Here is a 24,381-nt window from a genome sequence, read left to right as displayed (position 1 = left end):
TTATGCAGCCCGCTATGTAGACAGCATAACAATATGGGTTTTAGCTGCGAAATAGTCGTGAATATTGTGTTTCATGATTGGCACTGGCTAAACTTGCCCCCCAGCCGCACCATTCCAACTCGCTATCTAGACGGTCTAATGCTGATTGTGAACTTTGCAAAATATCGGTATTGAGTCGAAAAATAATCTGCTGTCCTGTGGTTTGTCCAAAGGGAACCGATCGCACAGCCGCGCTCACTAAATTCGATACCCAGCTATGCATGTAGCCAAGGACGGTGTTACTTGCATCAATTTCTAAACTCGCCCCGACAATGCCAAAGGCGATCGCATAGTTACAACCCTGTCCTTCAGAATTATCCTTAGCGGTTGGCAAAATCTGATTTATTGATTGCGATCGCCATAATTGTTGATCGTCAAGTTGCGCCCAGAGCTTCATCAATGACTGCCCCATTTGCCAACTGGCAAGACGGACTTCTTCGGTTTCCCTTGTTGCTGAAAGCCAACTATTCCAATAGTTAAGGTCAACTAGATCATTGTTGAGCATTGCTTGATGGGCGCGGAGAGCGATCGCCGCCTCGTTGGTGATAAATCCAAAGTGCATCTCTCTCTTTAACCAATTACAGAGATCCACCTCAGTCTGAATCACTCCTGAATTGCAAAGGTACTCAATTCCTTCTGAATAGCTGTAGGCTCCCACAGGCAAAGCAGGACTAGTAATTTGCAAGAGCCGCAATATTTGCAAAGCGTCGGGATTAATGATCATGGTGATGATGGTAAGCGCCAGTTTCAGGTTGGAATGGCTGAATTTCTTCAATGATATTCAATCCCATTTTGCGAACCATATCTTCGAGAACGGGATCGGGGGATAGGCGCAAATAACTTTCGGTAATTTCTAAGGCTATGTGGCGATTTCCTAAGTGATAGGCAGCACGCAGAAAATCAAGAGGATGGTGGGTGGTGACAGTGACAACGGGTTCTGGCTTAGCGACAACTTTAGCGATCGCCTGACCATGCTCATCGGCAAGAAAATCTCCTTCCTTTAGTACGGTTCCTCTAGGAAGTTGTAAATTTACCTCTTCTCCTTCTACTGTGGTAAAGCGATGACGGCTACGAGTTCTATCTTCTGCAACTAGAGATAGTGTAAGTAAAGATTCTGCATTAAATAGTTGTTTGGCATGGGAAGATAAACGTTGTGTGAGAATGTGCATAATTCCTAACCTATACTATGGTGGATAGCGCTAAGCTTTCCATAATTTAATATTTTTGATGGAGCTGCAAATCCGCTCCATCAAAAATATTAAATGCGAATATTTAAGCGTTATCCTTAAACAGTATAGATTAAAGATAAATTTCTATGTCACCATTTCGTGTTGGCGTTGCTGGTCCCGTCGGTTCTGGAAAAACTGCCCTTGTCGATTCGCTCTGTAAATCAATGCGATCGCATTTTCAAATTGCTGTCGTGACCAATGATATTTATACTCAAGAGGATGCTCAGTTCCTAGTACGGAGTGAAGCTCTAGACCGAGATCGCATTGTTGGTGTAGAGACAGGAGGTTGTCCCCATACCGCGATTCGCGAAGATGCCTCCATGAATTTAGCGGCGATCGAGCAATTAGAACTTCGCTTTACTGATTTAGATTTAATCTTTGTCGAAAGTGGTGGTGATAATCTGGCTTCCACCTTCAGTCCTGAATTGGTTGATTTGACACTCTACGTGATTGATGTTGCCGCAGGTGACAAAATTCCACGCAAGGGGGGACCAGGAATCACTAAATCTGATTTATTGGTAATTAATAAAATTGATTTAGCTCCTTACGTTGGTGCAGATCTCGGAGTAATGGAAAGGGATGCACTGAAAATGCGTGGCGACAAACCTTTTGTCTTCAGCAACCTTAAGAATCAGGAAGGTTTAGAACATATAACTGATTTCATTATTAAAAAGATGTAAAAAGGTTCTTGGGAGTAATTCCTATCTATAAATCTATTTCTCTTTTACCATTTCGTGCACTCGTCAAACTGACTAATTAAACATATACTTTCAGCCTATTGAGGCTTTGAGGAGTATAGAAATATTTTTGAAAGCTTTGCTTCGCAAAGCTTTCAAAAATATTTCTGGGTTACAAGTAAGCACAAAGCGCTGTATATGAGCATAATATCAGTGGAATTTAATATTTATAGTCATAGCCAGTTATATTAGAAAAGACAAAAAACAAAAGAGAGTTGCGGCGCAACTCTCTTTTGTTTTTTTATGTCTGAACTTGCAGTGCTACATAGTTAATGATAGGCGGCGCAAAGCGCCGCCTATCATTAATCACAGTAAATACCTTCCTTTTCAGGACTTCCCTACTTGTCTATGTCACAAAGTGTTAACACATGCTCTCTTGCTTGTTGTATCGCAAACTACTGGTAAACATAGGTTCTGACACAACCAAGGTGTATAAAAAGTATTCTGTGATACAACTTGTCTGATTTAACTATATCAGGATTGTGAAGCTGTAAATTTTGATTGATTTCAGTGTGAGAGGAGTGAGGTTCAACCTCCATCCTAGTTTTTGTCAAATTTCTTCAATAGAATTTATCAATTGTTTGGAGGCATTAAAGTTTAATGAGCAAGAAAATTAATCGTCGTAAGTTTATTGTCTATGGATCTGCGGCGCTTGGAGTTAGTGGTTTAATTAAAGCCTGTACCCCATCTACACCTACACCAACGGCAACTACAGGAGCAACCACAACCGCAACTACAGCCGCTTCCCCAACTGCAGCAACTACAGCCGCCAAAGGTGGCACTATCAAGGTTGGTATCTTGCACTCCCTAAGTGGAACAATGGCGATCAGCGAAAAGAGTCTAGTTGATGCAACCCAACTTGCGATCGAAGAAATTAATAAGAAGGGCGGTGTGCTTGGCAAGCAAATCGAAGCGATCGTGGAAGATGGTAACTCTGACTGGCCAACATTTGCAGAAAAAGCCAAGAAATTAATTGACCAAGATAAGGTTGTGGTCGTGTTTGGTTGCTGGACTTCTGCTAGCCGTAAAGCAGTACTTCCTGTATTTGAATCCAAGGATCACTTACTCTTCTATCCTGTTCAGTACGAAGGTCAAGAATGCTCGAAGAACATCTTCTACACTGGCGCTGCACCGAACCAACAGATTGAGCCTTCCGTAGAATGGTTGCTCAAGAACAAGGGCAAAGAGTTCTTCCTCGTCGGTTCTGACTATGTATTCCCTCGTACCGCGAATACAATTATCAAGGCTCAGCTTGAAGCTTTGGGCGGTAAGGTCGTTGGCGAAGACTATCTACCCTTGGGCAACTCTGAAGTTACCCCAATTATCACCAAGATTAAGCAAGCACTTCCTAATGGCGGCGTAATCTACAACTCCCTCAACGGTGATAGTAACGTTGCGTTCTTCAAACAAATGCAAGGTGCTGGTCTCACGGCTGATAAGTATCCTTCCATGTCTGTAAGTATCGCTGAAGAAGAAGTTAAAGCGATCGGACCTGAATTCCTCAAGGGTCACTATGCAGCATGGAACTACTTCATGACCGTTGACAATCCCGTTAACAAGAAGTTTGTCGAAGCTTTCAAGGCGAAGTATGGCGCAGATCGTGTAACCAATGACCCAATGGAAGCTGGATACATTGCCGTCAACATTTGGAAGCAAGCTGTTGAGAAGGCTGGTAAGGCAGATGATCTTGAAGCCGTAAGAATGGCTGCACTCGGTCAAACCTTCGATGCTCCTGAAGGCAAGGTAACGATGGAAAATAGCCATCACTTGTCTAAGTTTGTCCGTATTGGTGAAGTTACACCTGATGGACAATTCAAGGTGGTCTATGAAACTAAGACCGCAGTTCCCCCACTACCTTGGAACCAATTCGTAGCTGAGACTAAGGGCTTTGCTTGCGACTACTCCGATAAGGCAAAGGGTGGCAAATTCAAGAAGGCTTAGACTTCTACAGGCAAGGGGCTAAGCCCTTTGTCGTGGCAGGTATGAGAGATGCTTTGCATCGTCTATCCCTGACATCAATTAACTTTCAAACCTCAAAATAGTTTGCTGTGCAGGCAATTACTGCGTAGCAAACTATTTTGGTTCTGTTCGGTATTTATTACCGAAGCTGCTCATATTTTTTATGTAGATAGAGTCATGAATGAAAATCTTCTCCGACTTCTCGAGGGAGTATTTAATGGTATCAGTACGGGTTCGGTACTATTATTGGCAGCATTAGGACTGGCGATCGTCTTTGGCTTAATGGGCGTAATTAATATGGCTCACGGCGAATTGATGATGCTGGGTGCATATACAACCTTTGTGGTGCAGAATGGCTTCAAAAAGTTGGGAGAACCTTGGACAGACTTTTATGTTTTTGCAGCCCTGATTGCCGCTTTTTTGGTGACCGCAGGGATCGGATTTCTCTTGGAAAAGGGAGTAATTCGTTATCTCTATGGGCGGCCATTAGAAACACTTTTGGCAACTTGGGGCGTGAGCTTGATTTTGCAGCAATTTGTTCGCAGTGTGAATTGGGTGATTATTGCCGCCATCTTGGTGTTTAGCCTGTTGTATTTTGGGGCAGTTTGGATTTTACAAAAAAGACCAAATTGGGAAGCGATTCGGAATTGGGCGATCGCGATTCTCTTGCCCCTATCCCTCGCAATTTCAGGAGCCGTGGCAGTATTTCTAGGACAGACTTACAAAATGGCGGTCACTCAACCTTGGTTTGGCGCTCAGAATGTGGACGTAACAGCGCCTAAGTGGTTAAGAGGTGGGATTGCGATCGGGTCATTGCAATTACCCTATGTCCGCCTATTCATCATTGTTTTAACGATCGCCTGTGTAGTCGGCATTTACTTATTTCTGGAAAAATCGCCTTGGGGCTTACGTATTCGTGCCGTTACCCAAAACCGCCAAATGAGTTCTTGTTTAGGTATTCCTACGAAAACTGTGGACGCTTTAACTTTTTCTCTTGGCTCAGGATTGGCGGGGATCGCAGGATGTGCGGTGAGCTTCCTTGGTTCGGTAGGTCCCAATACAGGACAGAACTACATTGTCGATACCTTTATGGTGGTGGTCGTTGGTGGTGTCGGTAAGTTGATTGGTAGTATCGCCGCCGCAATGGCGATCGGGATTACGAGTTATCTTTTCGGTTCCCAAACCTTTGTTACTTTATTTGGCGCACAAAGTCCCGTTGCAGGATTTTTCACTTTCTTTGGCACTACAAGTATGGCGAAAGTATTGCTGTTCCTGATGATTGTTGCTTTCTTGCAATATAAGCCTGCGGGAATGTTTCCTCAAAAAGGTCGTTCAGTGGAGTTGTAATTATTATGAGTACGACAGAAGATATTTCTACGATTTCGACTCCATCTACATCGAAAAATTCATCAAACAACAAGTGGCGATCGCTTGGAATTGAAATTGGTGTCGGTTTAGTGATCGCTCTATTATTGATTTTTGTAATTCCTGCAATTTTTACCGCCACAGGTCAAGCCTTTCGGATCACGATGCTAGGTCGATTTTTGGCTTTAGCGATCGTGGCTCTAGGAATTGACTTGATCTGGGGCTATACAGGGCTTTTGAGCTTAGGACATGGCGTATTCTTTGGATTGGGTGGTTATGCCCTCGCTATGCACTTAAAGCTGCAATTTCCTCCTGACGCAACCGATAAGTTACCTTCCTTCATGCCCCTCTACGGCATTACCAAACTACCTGCATTGTGGGAACCGTTTTTCTCCTTTGAATTTACGCTTTTAGCGATCGTCTTAATACCAGCGATAGTCGGCGCAATCTTAGGATATCTCGTATTTAGAAACCGTATTCGTGGCGTATATTTCTCAATTCTGACCCAAGCAACCACGATTATTTTCTTCAACTTCTTCAACGGTCAGCAGCAGTATATCAATGGGACAAATGGACTCACTGATTTCAAAACCCTATTTGGTTATGATATCAACGCTCCTGAAACCCAACGAGTTTTCTATATTCTCACCGTTGTCTTTCTCGGTCTATCCTATGCGCTTTGCCGTTGGCTCACCACTGGTAGATTTGGCAGATTACTAATAGCTCTAAGGGATGACGAAAATCGGGCAAGATTTTCAGGCTACGATCCCACAGGTTTTAAAGTTCTCGTCTTTGCCATATCCGCAGTTTTAGCTGGTATTGGCGGCGCATTATTTACTCCCCAAACAGGCATCATTTCACCCAAAGCTATGGATATTGGCTTATCGATTGAAATGGTGATTTGGGTCGCGGTCGGCGGTAGAGCAACGCTCATTGGCGCATTAATCGGCGCTATCCTCGTAAACTTTGCCAAGAGTATCCTCAGTGAACAGTTTCCTGAAATTTGGTTGTTCTTTCAGGGGGCAATGTTCTTGATTGTGGTGATGGTGCTGCCTGATGGCTTAGTCGGTTGGTTCCGCACAACTGGTGTATTGCTATTTAAGAGAGTCTTTGGTATTAGACCGAAGGTTACATATCCCAGTCTTGAATTAGATCCAGAGGTACAAAATGAGCGGCAGAATCTTAGAGATTGAAAATGTTACGGTAAGCTTCGATGGGTTTAAGGCAATTAATAACTTAAACTTTGAGATGGAGCAGGGTGAATTACGAGTAATTATTGGTCCCAACGGTGCGGGTAAAACCACATTCTTAGATGTAATTACGGGTAAAGTGAAGCCTACCGAAGGTCAAGTTAGATTTAAAGGTAGAAATACGCGATCGCTATCTGAGCATAAAATTGCCAGAATGGGTGTAGGTCGTAAGTTCCAAACTCCTCGTGTATATCTCAATCTCACTCCTAGAGAAAACTTAGAGTTAGCAAGCAATCCCAATAAGAATGTTTTCTCTACTTTATTTAAGCCACCATCGGTAGTCGAAAAGCAGAAAGTGAATGACTTGTTAAAGGTCATTGGACTGATGCCCAAGTCGGAAATGAAAGCCGAGTTTCTATCCCATGGCGAAAAGCAGTGGCTAGAAATTGGGATGTTAATTGCTCAATCTCCTGATCTGTTGCTAGTGGATGAACCTGTTGCAGGCTTAACTGATGAGGAAACCGAAAAAACTGGCGAACTGCTCATGTCTTTAGCAGAATCCCATTCCATTATCGTGATCGAGCATGATATGGAATTTGTGCGCCAGATTGCTCGTAAAGTCACGGTTTTGCATCAAGGTAGCGTTCTTTGTGAAGGCAATTTTGAAGAAGTCCAAAACGATCCACGAGTCATTGAAGTTTATTTGGGACATCAGGAAGAGGAAGAATAATGGAAGAAACTTACGATCCGATTTTACGAATCAATAATCTCAATGTTTATTACGGTGAAAGCCATATTCTCCGTAACGTGGATATGGGTGTGGCTTCTGGAAAAATGGTCTGCTTAATTGGACGCAATGGAGTCGGTAAAACTACTCTATTAAAAACAATTATGGGATTGTTGAAGCCTAGACAAGGAGATGTGTCTTTCTTTGGGAAAGATATTACTCAACTCACTCCGGATCAACGCGCCAGAATGGGTGTGGGCTATGTGCCACAGGGGCGTGAAGTGATGCCTCGGATGACCGTGAGAGAAAACCTCCTACTCGGTTTAGAGTCTCGTCCTGTTACGCCTGCGGTGCGCCAAAATCTTTTGGATATGGTGTACGAGCTATTCCCAGTATTGAAATCGATGCTCAATCGGATGGGTGGCGACCTTAGCGGCGGTCAACAACAACAATTAGCGATCGCCCGTGCGTTGATGGGACAGCCCAGATTGTTGATTCTTGATGAACCAACGGAAGGAATTCAGCCATCGATTATTTTAGAGATTGAATCTGCCGTAAAGCATATTGTGGCAACCACAGGGATTTCGATCCTATTAGTGGAGCAGCATTTACATTTTGTGCGCCAAGCAGATTGGTATTACGCCATGCAAAAAGGCGGCATTGTTGCTTCTGGTAAAACTTCAGAACTCAGTAACGAAGTTATTCAGAAATTCTTAGCAGTTTAGTATTGTAGTAAAGGGAAGCATAGCTTCTCTTTACTACAATATGAGGATATTCCTATGGCTTCACCTTGGGCGGGAGAATTAGAATTAGAATTTGCGAAACGGAATCAACAAACCGTATTAACCCGTAATTACACTGTCGCACCTTGGAAAATTCAGCGATCGCTTTATCCCGAAGGTGAAGAAGTTTGTCATTGCATTCTCTTACATACCGCAGGCGGTTTAGTCGGTGGCGATCGCCTGGCTGCAAAAATTCATTTACAACCGCAAAGTCAAGCCCTGATTACTACGGCAGCCGCTAGTAAAATCTATCGCAGCACAGGTGCAGAATCTTTACAAAATCTCCATATTCACATCGATGAAGGAGCAAGTTTGGAATGGTTGCCACAGGAAACAATTGTATTTTCCGAAGCGCAATATCGACAGCAAACCAGAATTGAACTCGCACCAGCCGCCACTTTAACCATGTGGGAAATTGTTAGGTTTGGGCGCACGGCTCGGGGTGAGAAATTTCTAGATGGGAATTGGCGATCTCATACGGAGGTATGGCGCGACCAAAGCCCGTTATGGATTGATCGGCAATATCTCAATGGAAATTCGGAAATGTTAGGGAGTCCTAATGGCTTAAATAATTATGCGATCGCTGCGAGTTTTGTTTTTGTAGGCGCACAAGTTGAACCTGAATTAATTACGCGCATTCGCTCTACTTGGGAGCAGGGAAATTATCAAGGAATATCAGGAGTCACGCGATCGCTATCGGGTTTAGTTTGTCGCTATTGTGGGCACTCCTCTAGTGAAGCACGTAAATGGTTTCAACAAATTTGGCAGCTTTTGCGTGTATCCTATAGGGATAGAGCAATATGCGTACCTAGAGTCTGGTGAGTTTCTAGTTTTGGCAAAGCCAAAACTAGAAACTCAGTAAATGCATACCTAGAGTTTGGTGAGTTTGTGATTTTGGCTTCGCCAAAATCACAAACTAAGTAAATGAGTTTGGTAGATATTCATGCAACTTACGCCTCAAGAAAAAGATAAATTATTGATTTTTACGGCTGCATTACTAGCAGAGCGTCGTAAAGCTAAAGGTTTGAAGTTAAATTATCCTGAAGCGATCGCCTTTATCACTGCGGAGATTTTGGAAGGAGCAAGGGAAGGTCGTACGGTTGCCGAGTTAATGTCCTATGGCGCGACTTTGCTCACCCGTAATGATGTGATGGAAGGTATTCCCGAAATGATCCATGATGTCCAAGTGGAAGCGACTTTTCCCGATGGAACTAAACTTGTAACAGTACATAATCCTATTCGCTAATTTAGCTATGGAGGTCTGAGATGATTGCGATCGCTAAAGTTCAAGATTCACAAACTGAATCAAAGCTGACCTATGAAAAATTCGTCAATCTGAGACTTACTGACGGACGCTATGAATTTGTTAACGGAGAAGTCGTTAAAGTGGTAAACACTAGACAGCATGAAGATGTTGTTGCTTTTGTTTATAAAAAATTTGACCGAGAAATTGATAGGTTAAATTTGGATCTTGTAGTGCGCCAAAATGTGAGTATTAGAACTATTGCTAGTAGTGATAAGCAGAGTAGGGTTCCAGACTTGAGCGTGATAGATAAGCAATTTTGGCAATCTAATCCAGCCGATTATTCTCCATTGCAAAAACCGATTCAGCTAGCAGTAGAAGTCACATCAACTAATTGGGATGATGACTATATTGATAAGTTTTCAGAATATCAAAGCCTTGGTATTCCTGAATATTGGATTGTGGATTATTTAGCGATCGCTAGTCGTGAATTTCTTGGTAATCCTAAGATTCCCACTGTGTTTGTGAATTTGCTAGATGAAAATGGTAAATATCAAACAACTAGATTTACAGGAGATGACAAAATTAATTCGCGGACTTTTCCAGAGATTGACTTAACTGCTGCTGCAATTCTCAACATCTAGGATGTAGCGTTACATCCTAATTACATAAACATTAAATAACAATGGAGATAAATCTATGATTGTTGGTGAGATTATTACTCAAGAAGGTGATATTGAATTAAACGCTGGTCGCGAAGTGATTACAATCAAGGTTGCTAATTCAGGCGATCGCCCGATCCAAGTCGGTTCCCATTATCATTTCTATGAAACCAATCGAGCGCTGATCTTTGATCGCGATCGCGCCAAAGGCACACACCTAGATATTCCTGCGGGAACTTCCATCCGCTTTGAACCGGGGGATGAAAAGGAAGTAAATCTCGTTCCTTATGTAGGGACTCGCGAGATCTATGGATTTAATGCTTTAGTAGAAGGCAAATTGGAGAATTAAACGAATGAGTTACAGAATGTCCCGCCGCGCCTATGCAGAGACCTATGGCGCAACCGTTGGTGATAAAGTTCGCTTAGCTGATACGGAACTGTTTATTGAAGTGGAACGCGACTACACCACCTATGGCGATGAGGTGAAATTTGGTGGTGGTAAGGTGATCCGCGATGGCATGGGACAATCGCCAATTACTAATGCCAATGGAGCCGTTGATGTCGCGATTACCAATGCTTTAATTCTCGATTGGTGGGGCGTGGTCAAGGCTGATGTGGGGATTAAAGATGGCAAGATTGTGGCGATCGGGAAGGCAGGAAATCCTTACATTCAGGACAATGTGAATATCATCATCGGTGCGGGTACAGAAATCATTGCAGGAGAAGGAAGGATTCTCACCGCAGGGGGTATTGATACCCATATCCATTTCATCTGTCCACAGCAAATTGAAGTAGCGATCGCCTCTGGGATCACGACGATGATCGGTGGTGGTACGGGTCCCGCAGTTGGCACAAATGCGACCACCTGCACCCCCGGTCCTTGGAATATGTATCGCATGTTGCAAGCTGCCGATGCTTTCCCGATGAATTTAGGTTTTCTCGGTAAAGGAAATAGCAGCAAGCCTGAAGGCTTAGTCGAACAGGTGGAAGCAGGTGCGATCGGCTTGAAGCTTCATGAAGATTGGGGAACGACTCCCGCCACGATTGATACTTGCTTGGGTGTTGCCGATGAGTACGATGTGCAGGTTGCCATCCACACGGACACGCTCAATGAAGCAGGATTTGTGGAAGATACGATCGCTGCTTTTAAAAATCGCGTTATCCACACCTATCACACTGAAGGTGCTGGCGGTGGTCATGCTCCCGACATTATCAAAATTTGCGGTGAAGCAAATGTACTTCCATCTTCCACAAATCCCACCCGTCCCTATACTTTAAATACGCTCGATGAACATTTGGATATGCTGATGGTTTGTCACCATCTCGATCCTAGTATTCCCGAAGATGTATCCTTTGCCGAATCAAGAATCCGTCGCGAAACGATCGCTGCTGAAGATATTCTCCATGATATCGGCGCGTTTAGTATGCTCTCCTCTGACTCGCAAGCGATGGGAAGAGTCGGTGAAGTGATTATCAGAACTTGGCAAACTGCTCACAAAATGAAGGTGCAGCGAGGAGTTCTTTCAAGTTCCGAAAGTACTAGAGCCGACAATTTCCGCGCTCAGCGCTATGTGGCAAAGTACACGATTAATCCTGCGATCGCGCATGGGATTTCCGAATATGTCGGTTCCATTGAAGTTGGCAAAATCGCCGATCTCGTTCTCTGGCATCCTGCCTTTTTTGGTGTAAAGCCCGAAATGGTTCTTAAAGGAGGCTTCATTGCATGGGCGCAGATGGGTGATGCCAATGCCAGTATCCCTACACCGCAACCTGTCTATATGCGTCCGATGTTTGGCAGTTATGGCGGCGCGATCGCACCCACATCCTTTACCTTTGTTTCTCAAGCTGCAATGGAGCGAGGTATTCCTACCCAATTAGGCTTACAGAAGCAAGTACTCACGGTTAAAGGAACTCGTAATATTAGTAAACGTGACTTAAAGCTTAATGATGCATTGCCAGTGATGGAAGTAGATCCAGAAACCTATGAAGTTCGTGCTGATGGCGAATTATTGACCTGTGAGCCTGCGTCAGTATTGCCGATGGCACAGCGATATTTCTTGTTTTAGAACTTACTGGTGTTATGTGGAAGGTTGTAAAGCCCTCATCCCTAGCCCCTCTCCCGCAGGAGAGGGGAACAAGAAAATAATATGGGTTTTGCTCCCCTTCTCCTGCGGGAGAAGGGGTTGGGGGATGAGGGTTCCACGTAACACCTCAACTTATTATCTCTATAAAAAAAGAACTAATTTTTTGTGGTGTGGCGAAACCGCACCACAAAAATTATTCAATCGCAGAATCCTTACAATCCTAATGCAGCTAAAATGTCACTGGCATGGGTGGATGTGTTGATTGCAGTATCGACAAGAATTATTTTTCCTTCGGGGCTAATCACATAGGTGACACGCTTGGCATAACCACCACCATCAACATCATAGGCTTGGATCAAAGCTTTGTTGGTATCCGCCAATAATGGGAAATTGAGGTCGTATTTAGCAGTGAAGGCTTGATGGGCAGCTTCATCATCAGCACTGACTCCTAGAACCACCACATCTTTACCTTCGTATTGAGATTTGGCATCGCGGAAGCTACAGGCTTCTTTTGTACAACCGGGGGTATCGTCTTTAGGATAGAAGTACAATACTACGGTTTTTCCAGCAAAATCAGATAAAGATACTGTATTGCCGTTGGTATCTTGGGTGGTAAACGCTGGGGCATCCGTACCGACTGCTAGAGGCATAATTAACCTTTTGATATTTGTGGATAATGTTGGGATTTTAGCACAGCTAAAATTTTAGACAATGTTAGGTGATGTTTACGCAATTACAGTAGTTTTTGATCAAAAGAACCCAAGAAAATCTTTAAAAGCCTTGCTTTGCAAGGCTTTTAAAGATTTTCTTGGTTCGGGTTTGAGCGCAAAGTGCTGTAACTACGCAATTAACTGTTTCGCTGCTTCGACTTGACTTCTGACTTGGTCAAAACCAGTCCCACCATAGCTATTACGAACCTTGACTACTTGTGCAGGTGCGATCGCATCGACAATGTCTGCCTCAAACTGAGGATGGAAAGTTTTCCAACGCTCAACGGATAGATCCTTCAGCAAAATCCCTTCGCTAGTGCAGGTTTTGACCAACTTCCCAACTAGTTGATATGCCTCACGGAAAGGTACTCCCTTAGAAGCTAGATAGTCGGCAACATCGGTCGCATTAGAGAAGTCTTCAGCAACGGCTTCGGCAAGGCGTTTAGGCTGAAATTCAATGCCTTCTTCAACGAGAATCGTCATTGCTTCCAAACAAGCCCGAACGGTTACTACAGCATCAAAAATCCCTTCCTTATCCTCCTGCATATCTTTGTTATAAGCTAGAGGTAAGCCCTTGATAATTGTCAGCAAGCCTTGGAGATGTCCAAACACACGTCCAGTTTTACCACGCACTAGTTCGGGAACGTCAGGATTTTTCTTTTGGGGCATGATGCTAGAGCCAGTGCTGACGCGATCGCTTAGCTTTACAAAACTAAATTCCTGTGATGACCAAAGAATTACTTCTTCGGAAAGGCGGCTGAGATGTACCATGATCAAGCTTGCCGCGCAGAGGAACTCCACCGCAAAGTCGCGATCAGACACACCATCAAGGCTATTGCGCCCCACAGACCCAAAGTTTAATAGTTCCGCAGTGTAGTGCCGATCAATTGGATGGGGCGTACCAGCCAAAGCCCCCGAACCAAGGGGAGAAATATTGACTCGGTTATAAATCTCATCTAGTCTCGTCCAGTCACGTTGTGCCATCTCAAAATATGCCAAGAGATGATGGGCGAGACTAATGGGCTGGGCGCGTTGTAGATGCGTATATCCAGGGATGAAAGTCTCAATATGTTGCTCAGCTTTACTAACTAGAGTTTGTTGCCAAGTCCTTAGATCCTTTTGGATTTTGCGAATTTGGTCACGCAGATATAAACGCACATCCGTAGCAACTTGATCATTACGCGATCGCGCAGTATGTACTTTTTTGCCGACATCACCGATCAATTCTGTCAGACGACGCTCTACCGCAAAATGGACATCCTCAGCATCAACCCCAGGGTTAAAATTTCCAGATCGATATTCTTGGCGGATCTGCTCTAATCCGTTGACAAGCATTTCCCCTTCTTCGGCGCTAATGATGCCGACTTTTGCTAGCATCCGCGAATGTGCCTGCGATCCCGTGATGTCGTATTCAATTAAATTAATGTCAAAATTAATGCTGGCATTAAATAGTGCGATCGCAGGATGCAGCGCGGTCTCGAAACGCTGACTCCAAGGTTGGGGGGCTGTTGGCTGGCTCATACAAAAAAACTGTAGTACTTGAAGACTTAGTTTACTTTTTGACAGCCAGTTTTGCGCCTTTTTGTCATGAATTGACTATTTATCGTAAGTTGCTGAGCGCAATTAAATATAAAAACCCAAAAACTGTAGCCCACGCTCAGCGTGGGCTACAGTTTTTGGCTCTATTTGTTAATTATGCCTAGCTACTTACTTTGTTGCTGAGCGCCCCGCAGAGGTGTGGGGCAGCTTGAAATTAGCCGTTATCCTAAAAGCCATACCCCATATAGCCAATCAAGACTACAATCTTAGATGAATTAAGAATTAAGCATCATGTTTCAACCCCAAGCCGCGATCATTGCTGATAGCGTTAATTTAACAGGCGATCGCCTGACTACTTTTGTGCTGACCTACCACCGCATGATTCACTCAGAATTCATGACCCATCGAATGCTCAGCAAAAACAGCAGCAGCAGTCGCGCCATTCCTGTCGAAAAGATGATTAAACTTGTCGAGAGTCAAGAAGTCTATCCATTACATTGGGGTAAAAATCAAAAGGGAATGTCCGCCCAAACCGAAGTTACAGAAGAGGAAATGCAAGCTGCCTCAGCAGTGTGGCAGGAAGCTAGACTTGATGCGATTCGTCATGCCAAACAATTAGTGCATATTGGTATTCATAAACAAGTTGTCAATCGCCTTTTGGAACCTTTTTCCACAATTACTGTAATTTGTTCAGGCACGGAATATCAAAACTTTTTCGAGCAGCGTTGTCATCCTGACGCACAGCCTGAAATCCAAGCTCTCGCTAATAAAATGAAAGCTGCCTATGATGCGAGTCAGCCCAAACAACTAGCCGCAGGGGAATGGCATTTGCCACTAATTAAACAAGAAGATATTGATGAAATTAGTGATATTAATGAATTGATTAAGGTTGCCGTAGGACGTTGTGCGCGAGTGAGCTATCTCAATCATGATGGGGTTCGCAGTCTTGCCGATGATGTGAAGCTGCACGATCGCCTATTAACTTCTAAACCAGCTCACCTATCTCCCTTTGAGCATGTTGCTATGGCTATAGCTAATTCCGAAAAACGGGCTAATTTTACTGGCTTTCAGTCCTATCGATTTGATTTAGAACGTAATCGGCTTAGTAAATAAATACCAAGATTTCTCCATGTCCCGTATTAAAACAGCTAAAAAAGGATTTTCTAAATCGCCATCTCCTATATTATTAAGTGCTTGCCTCATTGTGAAAAATGAAGAGCAGCATCTACCAAAATGTCTGGAGAGCTTACGATCGCTTGTTGATGAAATTATTGTCGTGGATACAGGTTCAAGCGATCGCACCGTTGCCATTGCTAAGAAATATCGAGCGAGAGTATTTCATTTTGCTTGGTGTGACGATTTTGCACAGGTGCGAAACTATGCGATCGCACAGGCTAAGGGTAAATGGATCTTAGTCATCGATGCTGATGAGGTTTTGGAACAAAGTGCGATCGCGATTTTGCAAGAGGTGATGGAACGAGAGGATTGTCTGGCTGCAAATCTTTTGCGATCGGAAATTGGTGCAAGACAAGCTCCCTATTCCCTCATATTACGTCTATTCCGCAATCATCCTGCAATTACCTTTACGGGAATCTACCATGAATCTATTGATCAATCGGTAGCTGCTTTGCAGGTGAAAGAACCACATTGGAGAGTTCTAGATGTGGAAGTTCCAGTTTTACTTCATTACGGCTACATGGATAGCGCAATTCAACTTAGGCATAAGTATGAGTTTGCTCAAAAGCTAATGTACAAGCATTTAGAAGTGTTTCCAGAGGACAGTTATATGCTCAATAAATTAGGGGCTTTGTATATCAATAATCCCGACAGCGATCGCCATTTTGGTATTTCTCTATTACAAAAGGGCTTGTCATTAATTGATGATACCGATCAACAGAACTTGACTCGCTGTGAGATTTATTACCATTTAGGGCTTGCCTATCAACAAAATGAGGATTGGGAATCAGCGAAAAATGCTTATAAACAGGTAATTGAGCTAGATGTTCCTAATCTCGTAAAGCTATCTGCTTATCTCAATTTAGGAAATATCTATCAAGAGCTTAATCAACAGGAAGCGATCACCTGTTTTGAAAAGGTGACTCAAATTGCTCCCAATTTTGTCCAAGGGCATTTCAACTATGGGATTGCGCTCAAAACTGCAGGACGTTTTACGGAAGCGATCGCCGCTTATCAAAAGGCTATTTCTCTAGAACCAGACTATGCTGATGCCCATCAAAATTTGGGTGTGGTGCTGATGAAGGTGGGATATTTCCCAGAAGCGATCGCCTCTTTTACTAAAGCCATTCAACTCCATGAGCAGCAACAAAATTACGAAACTGCGGAAATATTGCGATCGGCGTTGCAGGAGTTCCAATAAAGATTTGGGCTTAGCTAAAATCTTTATTGGTGTTTTAGTTGTTCAGCAAGATTTTTGGCTAACAGAGCGCGATTAGGACAGATAGAAACCCCTGCTTGGCGCAAAGCTTCGGCAGCCCATGTGTTGCAGTTAAACAAAGAGAAATATCTAGGAACTGCCGCATAAAAATTACTCACACCATACTGTCCCTTACCGATCGCCGCTAAGCGATCGCCAGTTTCATTCACCGCAAAAGTCTGTTTCACATAGGCAAATAAATTTTGAAAACCGACTTCTGATAATTCGATTTTAAAAACGGGAAATTTGAAAAATTGTTCGGGTGATTCCACAAAGCTGGCTACGTGCATCACGCTATCTGATGGAATAAAAACTGCGCGCAGCATTGAAGGAATTGATTGATCGCCTGCAAAATAAAATTGGCGATCGCCCCATCCTACTTCCACAAATGGCGCATCCTTCCAAGCTTCCGCACCAAAGTTTTCCTTATCTTGTTGCGCCCATGCTAATCCTGAATGCCAGTCATGCTGCACAAAATAAATCGTCCGAGTTTTGGTATTGGGTGGTGGTGGAAATAGACCTGCAACAGGGCTAGGACAATAGAGAAAGTAACTAGCGATTGCTACTGCAATCCCCAACAATACGCCTAACAATATCGCAATTTTTCTTTTGCGGGACACGATTAACTTTCAAGCTATTGTCTAATTTCTAATAATCATATAGCAATTCTCAATGGTTTATGGAAGCGCAACCCGAAGGGTTGCGCTTCTACAAAATCGAAGATAGGAATTAAGCCATAAACAAGAAAAGTGGCAAAGCACCCTTTCTTGTTTAGTTACGCAGATCTGCGATCGCACTCATGGCAACATTGGCGATCGCTTGATCAGTTGCCTTGGGTAAATGGTAATACTTACCACCACCTGCGGCAGCGAGTTCCTTAGCAAAGCCCGTCGATACAAATTTGTTTTCGGTATCGATAACTAATAGACCAATATTCAAGGCGCGAATTTTACGGCAAATATCGATTAATTCACCTTTGATATCGGGCTTATTTTCAGGATCGATCGGTTCACCCTGCGATCGCGCTAGTGGCACATTGCCACGACCATCGGTAATCGCCACAATTGTTACTGAACCAACATCTCCTGATTGTCTAGCATTCAAACCCACACGTACCGCTTGCGTCAAACCATGTGCCAATGGTGATCCACCACCGCAGGGCATGGTATCCAAACGCCGCCTTGCTGCCTCAATGGAACGGGTAGGTGGTAACAATACATCCGCTTTTTCACCTCGGAAAGGAATCAAGGAAATTTGGTCACGGTTTTGATAGCTGTCTGTGAGCATCCGTAAAGCCGCTCCCTTAGCTGATTGCATCCGATTTAATGCCATCGAGCCTGACGCATCCACGAGGAAAACCGTGAGCGCCCCTGCCTTACGGGCTAACTTCTTCGCTCTGACATCGGTACTTTCGACGATGACTTTGCGATGGGGTTGACGCGCTTTCCTTGCCTTTTGGTAAGGAGCCGAAGCGCGGAGAGTGGCATCAACGGCTATGCGATCGCTCTTTCCTTGAGGCAAAACTGGCTTGATATAACGCCCACGCTCTTGGGAATAGATTACATTGCGCGTACCCGATCGCCCCTGTTTTTGCATGGACTGGGCGAAAAATAGCACTTCAGGATCGAGAATTACACCTTCAGGATCGAAGATAAACTCTTCAGGAATTTCAGGAGATTCATCTTCCTGCTCTTGATCTTGTTCCTGATCCTCTTGATTATCCTCTTGCTCCTGTTCACCATCATCATTGGGCGGTGGGGGTGGTGCTTGCTGTTGCTGCTGTTCGGGTTGTTGTTGCTGTTGTTCTGGAGAAAGAGGCGATCTCGGTACGATCACCAATTCCACCGCTTGACGCAAATCATCGGCATTAACTTGAGTTCGACTTTCCAGCGCTGCCGCCGCCTTCGCCACACGCACCGCAAATAGTTCCGCCCGATGTCCCTGCACTCCACCCCGCACAGCTTCTGCAATCAAATATTGCATCTGCGCTCTGGAAATGGTCACATCATTCAGCCATTCTCTCGCCAAAATAATCTGGGTTCGCAGATCATCAACATCGGCATCATAGCCACGTAAAAAGGCTTCAGGGGAATTGGCATAATCCAACACCATATCCACAGCTTCTACGCGCTGATCGAGGGAGAGAACGCCATCGGCGGAGAGATTAACCGCAATCCGATCCATCAAATGCTGACTTAAAGCTCCTTCCTCTGGGTTGTAAGTAGCAATCAGCAAAGGTTGACAGGGATGTTGATAGCTAATTCCTTCCCGTTCGACTTGGTTATAACCTGTGGAGAGAACCGAAAGCAGTAAATTAGAAATTTGCGGGTCGAGTAAATTAATTTCGTCAATGTAGAGAACGCCACGGTGGGCTTCTGCTAATAACCCTGGTTGAAATACGGTCTGACCTTCACGCACCGAACGACTCACATCGACGGAACCAATCAGTCGATCTTCGGTAATTCCCAAAGGGATTTGGATAAATGGCGCAGGAATGACTTTGGTTTGAATTTCACTAGGATCTTTATCCTTCATTGCCTTGACCAGTACATCGTCCCATGTGTCAGGCTTAGTCGGATCGCAATTGCTGAGGGATTCAACGGCGACTTCAATGGGAGGTAAAAGGGCATGAATACCACGAGCAAGGACGGATTTAGCCGTGCCACGTCTACCTGCGAGGGCAATGCCACCGATCGCAGGATCGATCGCTGCAAGTAGTAAAGCGGTTTTAATTGCTTCTTGACCGACCACAGCCGCAAGGGGAAAGGTGATGGGAATATTGGTGATGTTTGTGGTTAGGGGCAGCGAAGATACCATTGATCGAGTTATGGGGTTATGAAATATGAAAAATTTAAAAAATGAAATTTTAAGCTTCGAGTCAATTATAGCGTTTCGCAGTCTGCGAAACTATTTATCGCGATCGCTAATTATATTAACGTGAGTTCGATAACGCCATTTGCGCCGCGCAAATGGCGGAAAATGGTAAAAATCCGCTTAGCGATTTTTACCATTTTCCGCCTTCGTCGAACTGACGTTGTATTTAGAGGATGAGATATAGCTATAGCCACTCAAATCAGGACATAAAAACCAATAGAGATCTGCGGAGCAATTCTCAGCATAGAGAGTTGCTCCGCAGCTCTCAGCTAAACAGCACAAAGCACTACATCTCATGTACAGCTACATGAATCACAAAATAAAATGTTGCACCTTGTGTGACTAGTTCAGATTGCCAACCGACAGGAGAATTCCCCCCAATTTGACCAAAACTCTCTACCCAGATCGTTCCTCCCATGAGTTCAATCAGTTTTCTACTAATTGCTAAACCTAGCCCAGTGCCACCATAGCGACGACTAATTGAGGTGTCAGCTTGAGTAAAAGCCTGAAATAAATTAACAATGCGATCGCTTTGAATGCCAATGCCATTATCTGTAACTGCAAATTGAAGCTTATATTGTTTATCATTAGCTAAAGGACTAGCTGTAGCTGAGACCGATATAGTGCCACAGGGGGTAAACTTGATTGCGTTACCAATTAAATTGATCAAAACCTGCCGTAAACGAGCGCTATCCCCCACTATATGCGTCGGCATATCAGGATGTAGCGAATATTGCAACTCAATTTTCTTGTCTTTGGCTTGACCATTGAGTAAATTAAAAACAGAACTTATGACTTCTTCTAAAAGAAATTCTCTTTGCTCTATTTCTAGCATTCCCGATTCAATTTTAGAAAAATCGAGAATATCATTAATAATTGCTAATAGGACATCGCCGCTATCGAGAATAGTTTGGACGAATTCCTGTTGATCTTCTGTGAGTTCTGTCGTCGCAAGTAGCTGCGCCATTACTAAAACTCCATTCATCGGCGTGCGGATTTCATGGCTCATGTTGGCTAGAAACTCGCTCTTAGCTTTAGTTGCGGCTTCTGCGGCTTCCTTGGCATTAGCTAAAATGATCTCGGCATGTTTACGTTCGGTGATGTCCCGTGCAATTTGGATCACTGTATCTTCAGTCAAAGGTGAAATACTCGCTACAAACCATAGATCGCGACCATTGATCTCTAAGCTATATTCACAACTTACCATTTGTCTTGTCGCCAAAGATGTGTGAATGGCTTGCAAAATTATGTTGGCACATTCCTGTGGAAGTTCTTCATTAATTGGTTTATTTAAAACTTCTTCGTAGGTTCCCTTTAAGTTTAAGTTTTTGGTTGCAGCTATCTTAATACAACGTCCCTCAGCATCTCGAACTAAGACGACATCAGTCATCGCGTTAAATAGAATACTTTGTTCTGTGTAAGCAGCGTTGAGTTTGGCTTGGCTTTCTCGAAGTTCTATTTCTACTTCTTTGAGATTACTAATATCTTGGGAAGTGCCAAGAGTCTCCTTAACACTGCCATCAGATGCTCTCGAAAATACTCCTTCACGATTATATAGCCAGCGCCAGTTTCCGTCGGCATCTCTAACTCGATATTCTAGCTCTACATATTCATGATCGTTGAGTGCTTGACATTGCTGGATTGCTTCACAAACCTTTTCAAAATCATCGGGATGACAAATGGTTTGCAATAAATTTGCGCCGATTTCTTGGATTTCGATGTCAGAATAGCCTAAAAGCTCAGCTATCGGACGATTGACGTAAACATTGCGTTGTTTTTTTAGATCATAGATATACATCAGATTTGGAGTAATATCCATAATCCTTTGGACAAAGGTTTTGCTGTTATCCAGATCTGCTTCTGCTTGTTTGCGATCAGTAATATCGAGAGTGATTCCTGTCATGTAAATACATTGCATTGACTCATCCCAAATGGAACTTAGGGTGTTACTGAGCCAGCGAATTGTGCCATCAACTCGGCGGATTCTGTATTCTATAGTGGTATTGAATCCTGAAGTCATGATTTCGGGTAAAATCGGTTTGATTACCCTTCTCATGTCTTCTGGCAAGATCAATGAGGGAATCAGCCAAGGATTTTGGGCAATTTGTTCACTTGTATAGCCATAAATCGCTTCTGCATTAGGAGAATAGTATTGATATTCCCAAATGTCGAGATTATGAATATATATACCTGCAATAAAAGCTGGAGTGCTTTCTAGGATTAGCCTTAAGCGTTTTTCAGAATCTCTTAAGGTCATCTCTAACTGTTTGCGATCGCTAATATCTTTGATTACGCCAATCACACAGTCTTGTCCATCTAGATATACCCGAATTGCAGATATTAAGACGGTTTTAGTGGCTCTAGTAGCGGTACGAACGACTACTTCAAAGTTTTGAATGATTCCTTCCTTAACTAGGGTTTGATGATAATAATGAAAATCCTCAAGATCGTCCCACAGATCAATTTCTCTACAGGTATGACCAATGATATTACTTGGGTCAGTTTCCATAAACTGACCCAGACTTTGATTTACATAAAGGCATCTTCCTTCTGCTAATGTCGCAATCCACGCAGGATCGGGGCTGACTTGAAAAATGTTGGAAAACTTTGCTTCTGAGTCACGAAGAGTGTTTTTTATTTGAGTAAAAGATTGGTAAAACTGCTCAGCCATCCAATTAAATGATATGGCTAGGGTTTTAATCTCGGCGATCGCAATATCTTCGGATATCGGTCGCCAATCTCCCTTGACTAGAGCTTCACTTGCTTTGCCTAGGCGTAAAATGGGACTGGTGATCCAGCGCGTAATCACGATCCCAATTCCCATCGATACAACTAAAGTTAGTCCACATAGCCAAATTGTTAAATTCTTATTTGCCTGAATCTCAGCTATAAAGTCAGTTTCAGGTATTACCAGTACCGCGAGCCAATCCAAATCTTGATTATTGAGATCATTCTGAAGCGGTAAAACCTGCACAAAATAGTGGATTCCAGCTTGCTCAAATTGTAATTGTTGGCGTTCTTTGATATTTTCTAAACTACCAAAATGTTCAATCAGATATTGAGCAGTCATCTTGGTTAAATCATTTTGACTATTTAAAACATGGAGTCGGCGATTATTGGGATCGACATTTTTGTTTAGTCCCCCTGTAGTCAATGGTGCAAGTAAACCCTGTCGAAAGGGAATTTCACCTGTGGACATGCCAATCATCTGACCATTGCGCTCAATGATAAAAGCTTGTCCCGATGTGCTAACTTTGAGCTTTTTTAAGAAGTCACCAAGCTGGGTTAAGGAAACTGAAGTTCCCAATACGCCTTGGAAATCGTTGTTGCGATCAAAAAATGGAAGGAAGTTGGCAGCAATTAGAGAAGGTTTCTTTGGATTTGCGAGAGAAACGGTTAACCGCCAGAGCGATCGCCTTGCCTTTTTTGTCTGTCCATACCAAGGATTATTCGGCGGATCGTTATAAGGATCGTAGGTAGATGAACGCCTGAGCAGTTGTTTGCGATTACCATCAGAATCTGCGAGGTAGTTATCCCAATTGTAATTAGTGGTTTGATCTCTTAACCGAATGGCATGGGAGCCATCATCTAATTTTTCGATGATGAGAATTTCTTTTTGTTCTGTTGCGATCGCCAAGGCAGATATATCTGTAAAGATTTGTGATTGCTGCCAAAAATATTTTTCTACAGTTGCCAGATTTTGCCAGTCCAGAATTCCCAGTTTGATGCTAGCAGCGTTGTTTTGATTAATTTCAGTGGGTTTGCGAAGATAGTTAACAAGGTTTTGATCAATGCGATCGCCGACCTCTTGCATAATCCGATTAGCTAGTTTATCGATTGCCGATTCACCACTACGGTAAGATAAATAACCTACAAGACTCACTGCTCCGACAATCTGCACCACAAAGGGTACGAGCATTACCCAATACAGGGAAATGTTGCCCAGCCCAAAGCGTTTTTGTAAGTCTTGAGAAGACATCATGGACTAATAGGCAAAGAATGAGAGTTCATAATTCTACCTTGATGTTATAGCGATCTCGACTTAAACGCTACTTAAAAAAGAGTAATTAGGTAAAGTGTAATCCCTCTTTTTTTAGGCTGGGCGGACAAACCATAGACTCCTCTTTCCATCATGGGAAATACAATCAAGAATTAAATCCTTAATCCGAATTGGTAAACGACCACTTCTTCGCGCACGGCGTAAACTACTAGGTGAACATTCCAAAATTTTGGCGATTTCTATAGTTGTCCAGAGGCGTGTAAACAAATCATCAGGAAAAGTAGACATACTTTTCGCTAATTCCTTCCATGTCTGAACATAAGCTTCAGTTGCTTCAGTATGCTGAATTACCGTCTCGCTGTCGATATCGCTACTGTTAAGCTCTACGAGGGCAGGTGGTCTAGGATCTAATTCCCCAAAAATTTCAGTATCAATATAGACTTGGACATTCAATATACCATCCCAACTTTTGCGAAATTCATCTTCACTTTCTACTTCTGAATTATTGGGATAACTAGCGAAATTTTGATTTTCTAATAGTGAATAATCTATGTCTTCTTTCGCTGTGGAAAGAAGATTTCTGACAGCTTCTAATGTATTTTGTTTGTTGTAGTGATAGAGATGGATAATCTCTTTAAACGACAATGCTAGTTCCTCTGGCACGGCTAGCATTTCCGTATCTGATTGCTGCGTTGGTAGAGATGGATCGACCACAGGAAAACCCTAAGTAAAATTGCTATGAAAATATGAAAGATTTCCAACAAATCAGTAATTTTAAAAGTATAACGCTAGTCTCTATAGAGACAA

General features: G+C 43.3%; 21 protein-coding genes. 13 read left to right on the top strand and 8 right to left on the bottom strand.

Annotated elements, in window-relative coordinates; translation table 11 throughout:
- Positions 1-40: 40 nt before the first annotated feature.
- Both NMG48_RS00715 and ureE read right to left on the bottom strand, forming a co-directional pair.
- On the bottom strand, positions 41-763 hold the full coding sequence (locus tag NMG48_RS00715) for an urease accessory protein UreF (protein ID WP_271253572.1): 723 nt from the start codon (positions 761-763) through the stop codon (positions 41-43).
- Positions 753-1,208 carry an urease accessory protein UreE gene (ureE, locus tag NMG48_RS00710; protein WP_271253571.1) on the bottom strand — a complete coding sequence of 152 codons (456 nt, stop codon included), beginning with the start codon at positions 1,206-1,208 and terminating at the stop codon, positions 753-755. The genes NMG48_RS00715 and ureE overlap by 11 nt, the downstream gene beginning before the upstream one ends.
- Before the next feature lie 146 nt (positions 1,209-1,354).
- Here ureE and ureG point away from each other — a divergent pair, with 146 nt between their 5' ends.
- From ureG to ureC, 11 genes are all read left to right on the top strand, one after another.
- The gene (gene ureG, locus NMG48_RS00705) at positions 1,355-1,948 is read left to right on the top strand and encodes an urease accessory protein UreG (protein ID WP_271253570.1); all 594 of its coding nucleotides are present in this window, start codon (positions 1,355-1,357) and stop codon (positions 1,946-1,948) included.
- 657 nt (positions 1,949-2,605) lie between these two features.
- Complete coding sequence (urtA, locus tag NMG48_RS00700) at positions 2,606-3,946, top strand: urea ABC transporter substrate-binding protein (RefSeq protein ID WP_271253569.1); 1,341 nt, start codon at positions 2,606-2,608, stop codon at positions 3,944-3,946.
- Positions 3,947-4,141: 195 nt separating this feature from the next.
- Positions 4,142-5,311: an ABC transporter permease subunit gene (locus NMG48_RS00695; RefSeq protein WP_271253568.1), complete on the top strand. Its 1,170-nt coding sequence runs from the start codon at positions 4,142-4,144 to the stop codon at positions 5,309-5,311.
- A 5-nt stretch (positions 5,312-5,316) separates the two neighbouring features.
- A complete protein-coding gene (urtC, locus tag NMG48_RS00690) occupies positions 5,317-6,522 on the top strand; it encodes an urea ABC transporter permease subunit UrtC (RefSeq protein ID WP_271253567.1) in 1,206 nt (401 codons plus the stop codon).
- Positions 6,497-7,249, top strand: a complete 753-nt coding sequence (gene urtD, locus NMG48_RS00685; RefSeq protein ID WP_271253566.1) for an urea ABC transporter ATP-binding protein UrtD — start codon at positions 6,497-6,499, stop codon at positions 7,247-7,249. The genes urtC and urtD overlap by 26 nt, the downstream gene beginning before the upstream one ends.
- Positions 7,249-7,971: an urea ABC transporter ATP-binding subunit UrtE gene (gene urtE, locus NMG48_RS00680; protein ID WP_271253565.1), complete on the top strand. Its 723-nt coding sequence runs from the start codon at positions 7,249-7,251 to the stop codon at positions 7,969-7,971. Before urtD ends, urtE begins: the two co-directional genes overlap by 1 nt.
- 54 nt (positions 7,972-8,025) lie before the next feature.
- The gene (locus NMG48_RS00675) at positions 8,026-8,850 is read left to right on the top strand and encodes an urease accessory protein UreD (RefSeq protein WP_271253564.1); all 825 of its coding nucleotides are present in this window, start codon (positions 8,026-8,028) and stop codon (positions 8,848-8,850) included.
- A gap of 121 nt (positions 8,851-8,971) precedes the next feature.
- Positions 8,972-9,274 (top strand): urease subunit gamma, encoded by a 303-nt coding sequence (gene ureA / locus NMG48_RS00670; RefSeq protein ID WP_271253563.1) that lies wholly within the window; start codon positions 8,972-8,974, stop codon positions 9,272-9,274.
- Between the two features lie 20 nt (positions 9,275-9,294).
- Positions 9,295-9,915 (top strand): Uma2 family endonuclease, encoded by a 621-nt coding sequence (locus NMG48_RS00665; protein WP_271253562.1) that lies wholly within the window; start codon positions 9,295-9,297, stop codon positions 9,913-9,915.
- 55 nt (positions 9,916-9,970) lie between these two features.
- A complete protein-coding gene (gene ureB / locus NMG48_RS00660) occupies positions 9,971-10,282 on the top strand; it encodes an urease subunit beta (protein ID WP_271253561.1) in 312 nt (103 codons plus the stop codon).
- Positions 10,283-10,286: 4 nt separating this feature from the next.
- Positions 10,287-11,999 carry an urease subunit alpha gene (ureC, locus tag NMG48_RS00655; protein ID WP_271253560.1) on the top strand — a complete coding sequence of 571 codons (1,713 nt, stop codon included), beginning with the start codon at positions 10,287-10,289 and terminating at the stop codon, positions 11,997-11,999.
- A gap of 230 nt (positions 12,000-12,229) precedes the next feature.
- Here ureC and NMG48_RS00650 read toward each other — a convergent pair whose 3' ends face one another.
- On the bottom strand, positions 12,230-12,667 hold the full coding sequence (locus NMG48_RS00650; RefSeq protein WP_271253559.1) for a peroxiredoxin: 438 nt from the start codon (positions 12,665-12,667) through the stop codon (positions 12,230-12,232).
- A 189-nt stretch (positions 12,668-12,856) separates the two neighbouring features.
- Positions 12,857-14,248: an argininosuccinate lyase gene (argH, locus tag NMG48_RS00645; protein ID WP_271253558.1), complete on the bottom strand. Its 1,392-nt coding sequence runs from the start codon at positions 14,246-14,248 to the stop codon at positions 12,857-12,859.
- A gap of 309 nt (positions 14,249-14,557) precedes the next feature.
- Between argH and NMG48_RS00640 the strand changes: the two genes are divergently transcribed.
- Complete coding sequence (locus NMG48_RS00640; RefSeq protein WP_271253557.1) at positions 14,558-15,379, top strand: FAD-dependent thymidylate synthase; 822 nt, start codon at positions 14,558-14,560, stop codon at positions 15,377-15,379.
- Positions 15,380-15,395: 16 nt separating this feature from the next.
- Complete coding sequence (locus NMG48_RS00635; RefSeq protein ID WP_271253556.1) at positions 15,396-16,643, top strand: tetratricopeptide repeat protein; 1,248 nt, start codon at positions 15,396-15,398, stop codon at positions 16,641-16,643.
- Positions 16,644-16,666: 23 nt separating this feature from the next.
- On the opposite strand, the gene NMG48_RS00630 is transcribed toward NMG48_RS00635, so the two are convergent.
- The 4 genes from NMG48_RS00630 to NMG48_RS00615 all read right to left on the bottom strand — a co-directional run bounded on the left by NMG48_RS00630 (position 16,667) and on the right by NMG48_RS00615 (position 24,288).
- Positions 16,667-17,320, bottom strand: coding sequence for a DUF2459 domain-containing protein (locus NMG48_RS00630; RefSeq protein ID WP_271253555.1), 654 nt, complete (start codon positions 17,318-17,320; stop codon positions 16,667-16,669).
- A gap of 151 nt (positions 17,321-17,471) precedes the next feature.
- Entirely contained in the window at positions 17,472-19,517 is a 2,046-nt protein-coding gene (gene bchD / locus NMG48_RS00625; protein WP_271253554.1) for a magnesium chelatase ATPase subunit D, read from the bottom strand.
- 343 nt (positions 19,518-19,860) lie between these two features.
- Positions 19,861-23,556: a PAS domain S-box protein gene (locus NMG48_RS00620; protein WP_271253553.1), complete on the bottom strand. Its 3,696-nt coding sequence runs from the start codon at positions 23,554-23,556 to the stop codon at positions 19,861-19,863.
- A gap of 111 nt (positions 23,557-23,667) precedes the next feature.
- A complete protein-coding gene (locus NMG48_RS00615; protein WP_271253552.1) occupies positions 23,668-24,288 on the bottom strand; it encodes a helix-turn-helix transcriptional regulator in 621 nt (206 codons plus the stop codon).
- Between the last annotated feature and the right edge of the window lie 93 nt (positions 24,289-24,381).

The organism is Pseudanabaena sp. Chao 1811, assembly GCF_027942295.1.
Taxonomy (GTDB): Bacteria; Cyanobacteriota; Cyanobacteriia; order Pseudanabaenales; family Pseudanabaenaceae; genus Pseudanabaena.
The sequence above is the reverse complement of the archived record's forward strand: the minus strand, read 5'-3'. Positions and strand labels throughout refer to the sequence as shown.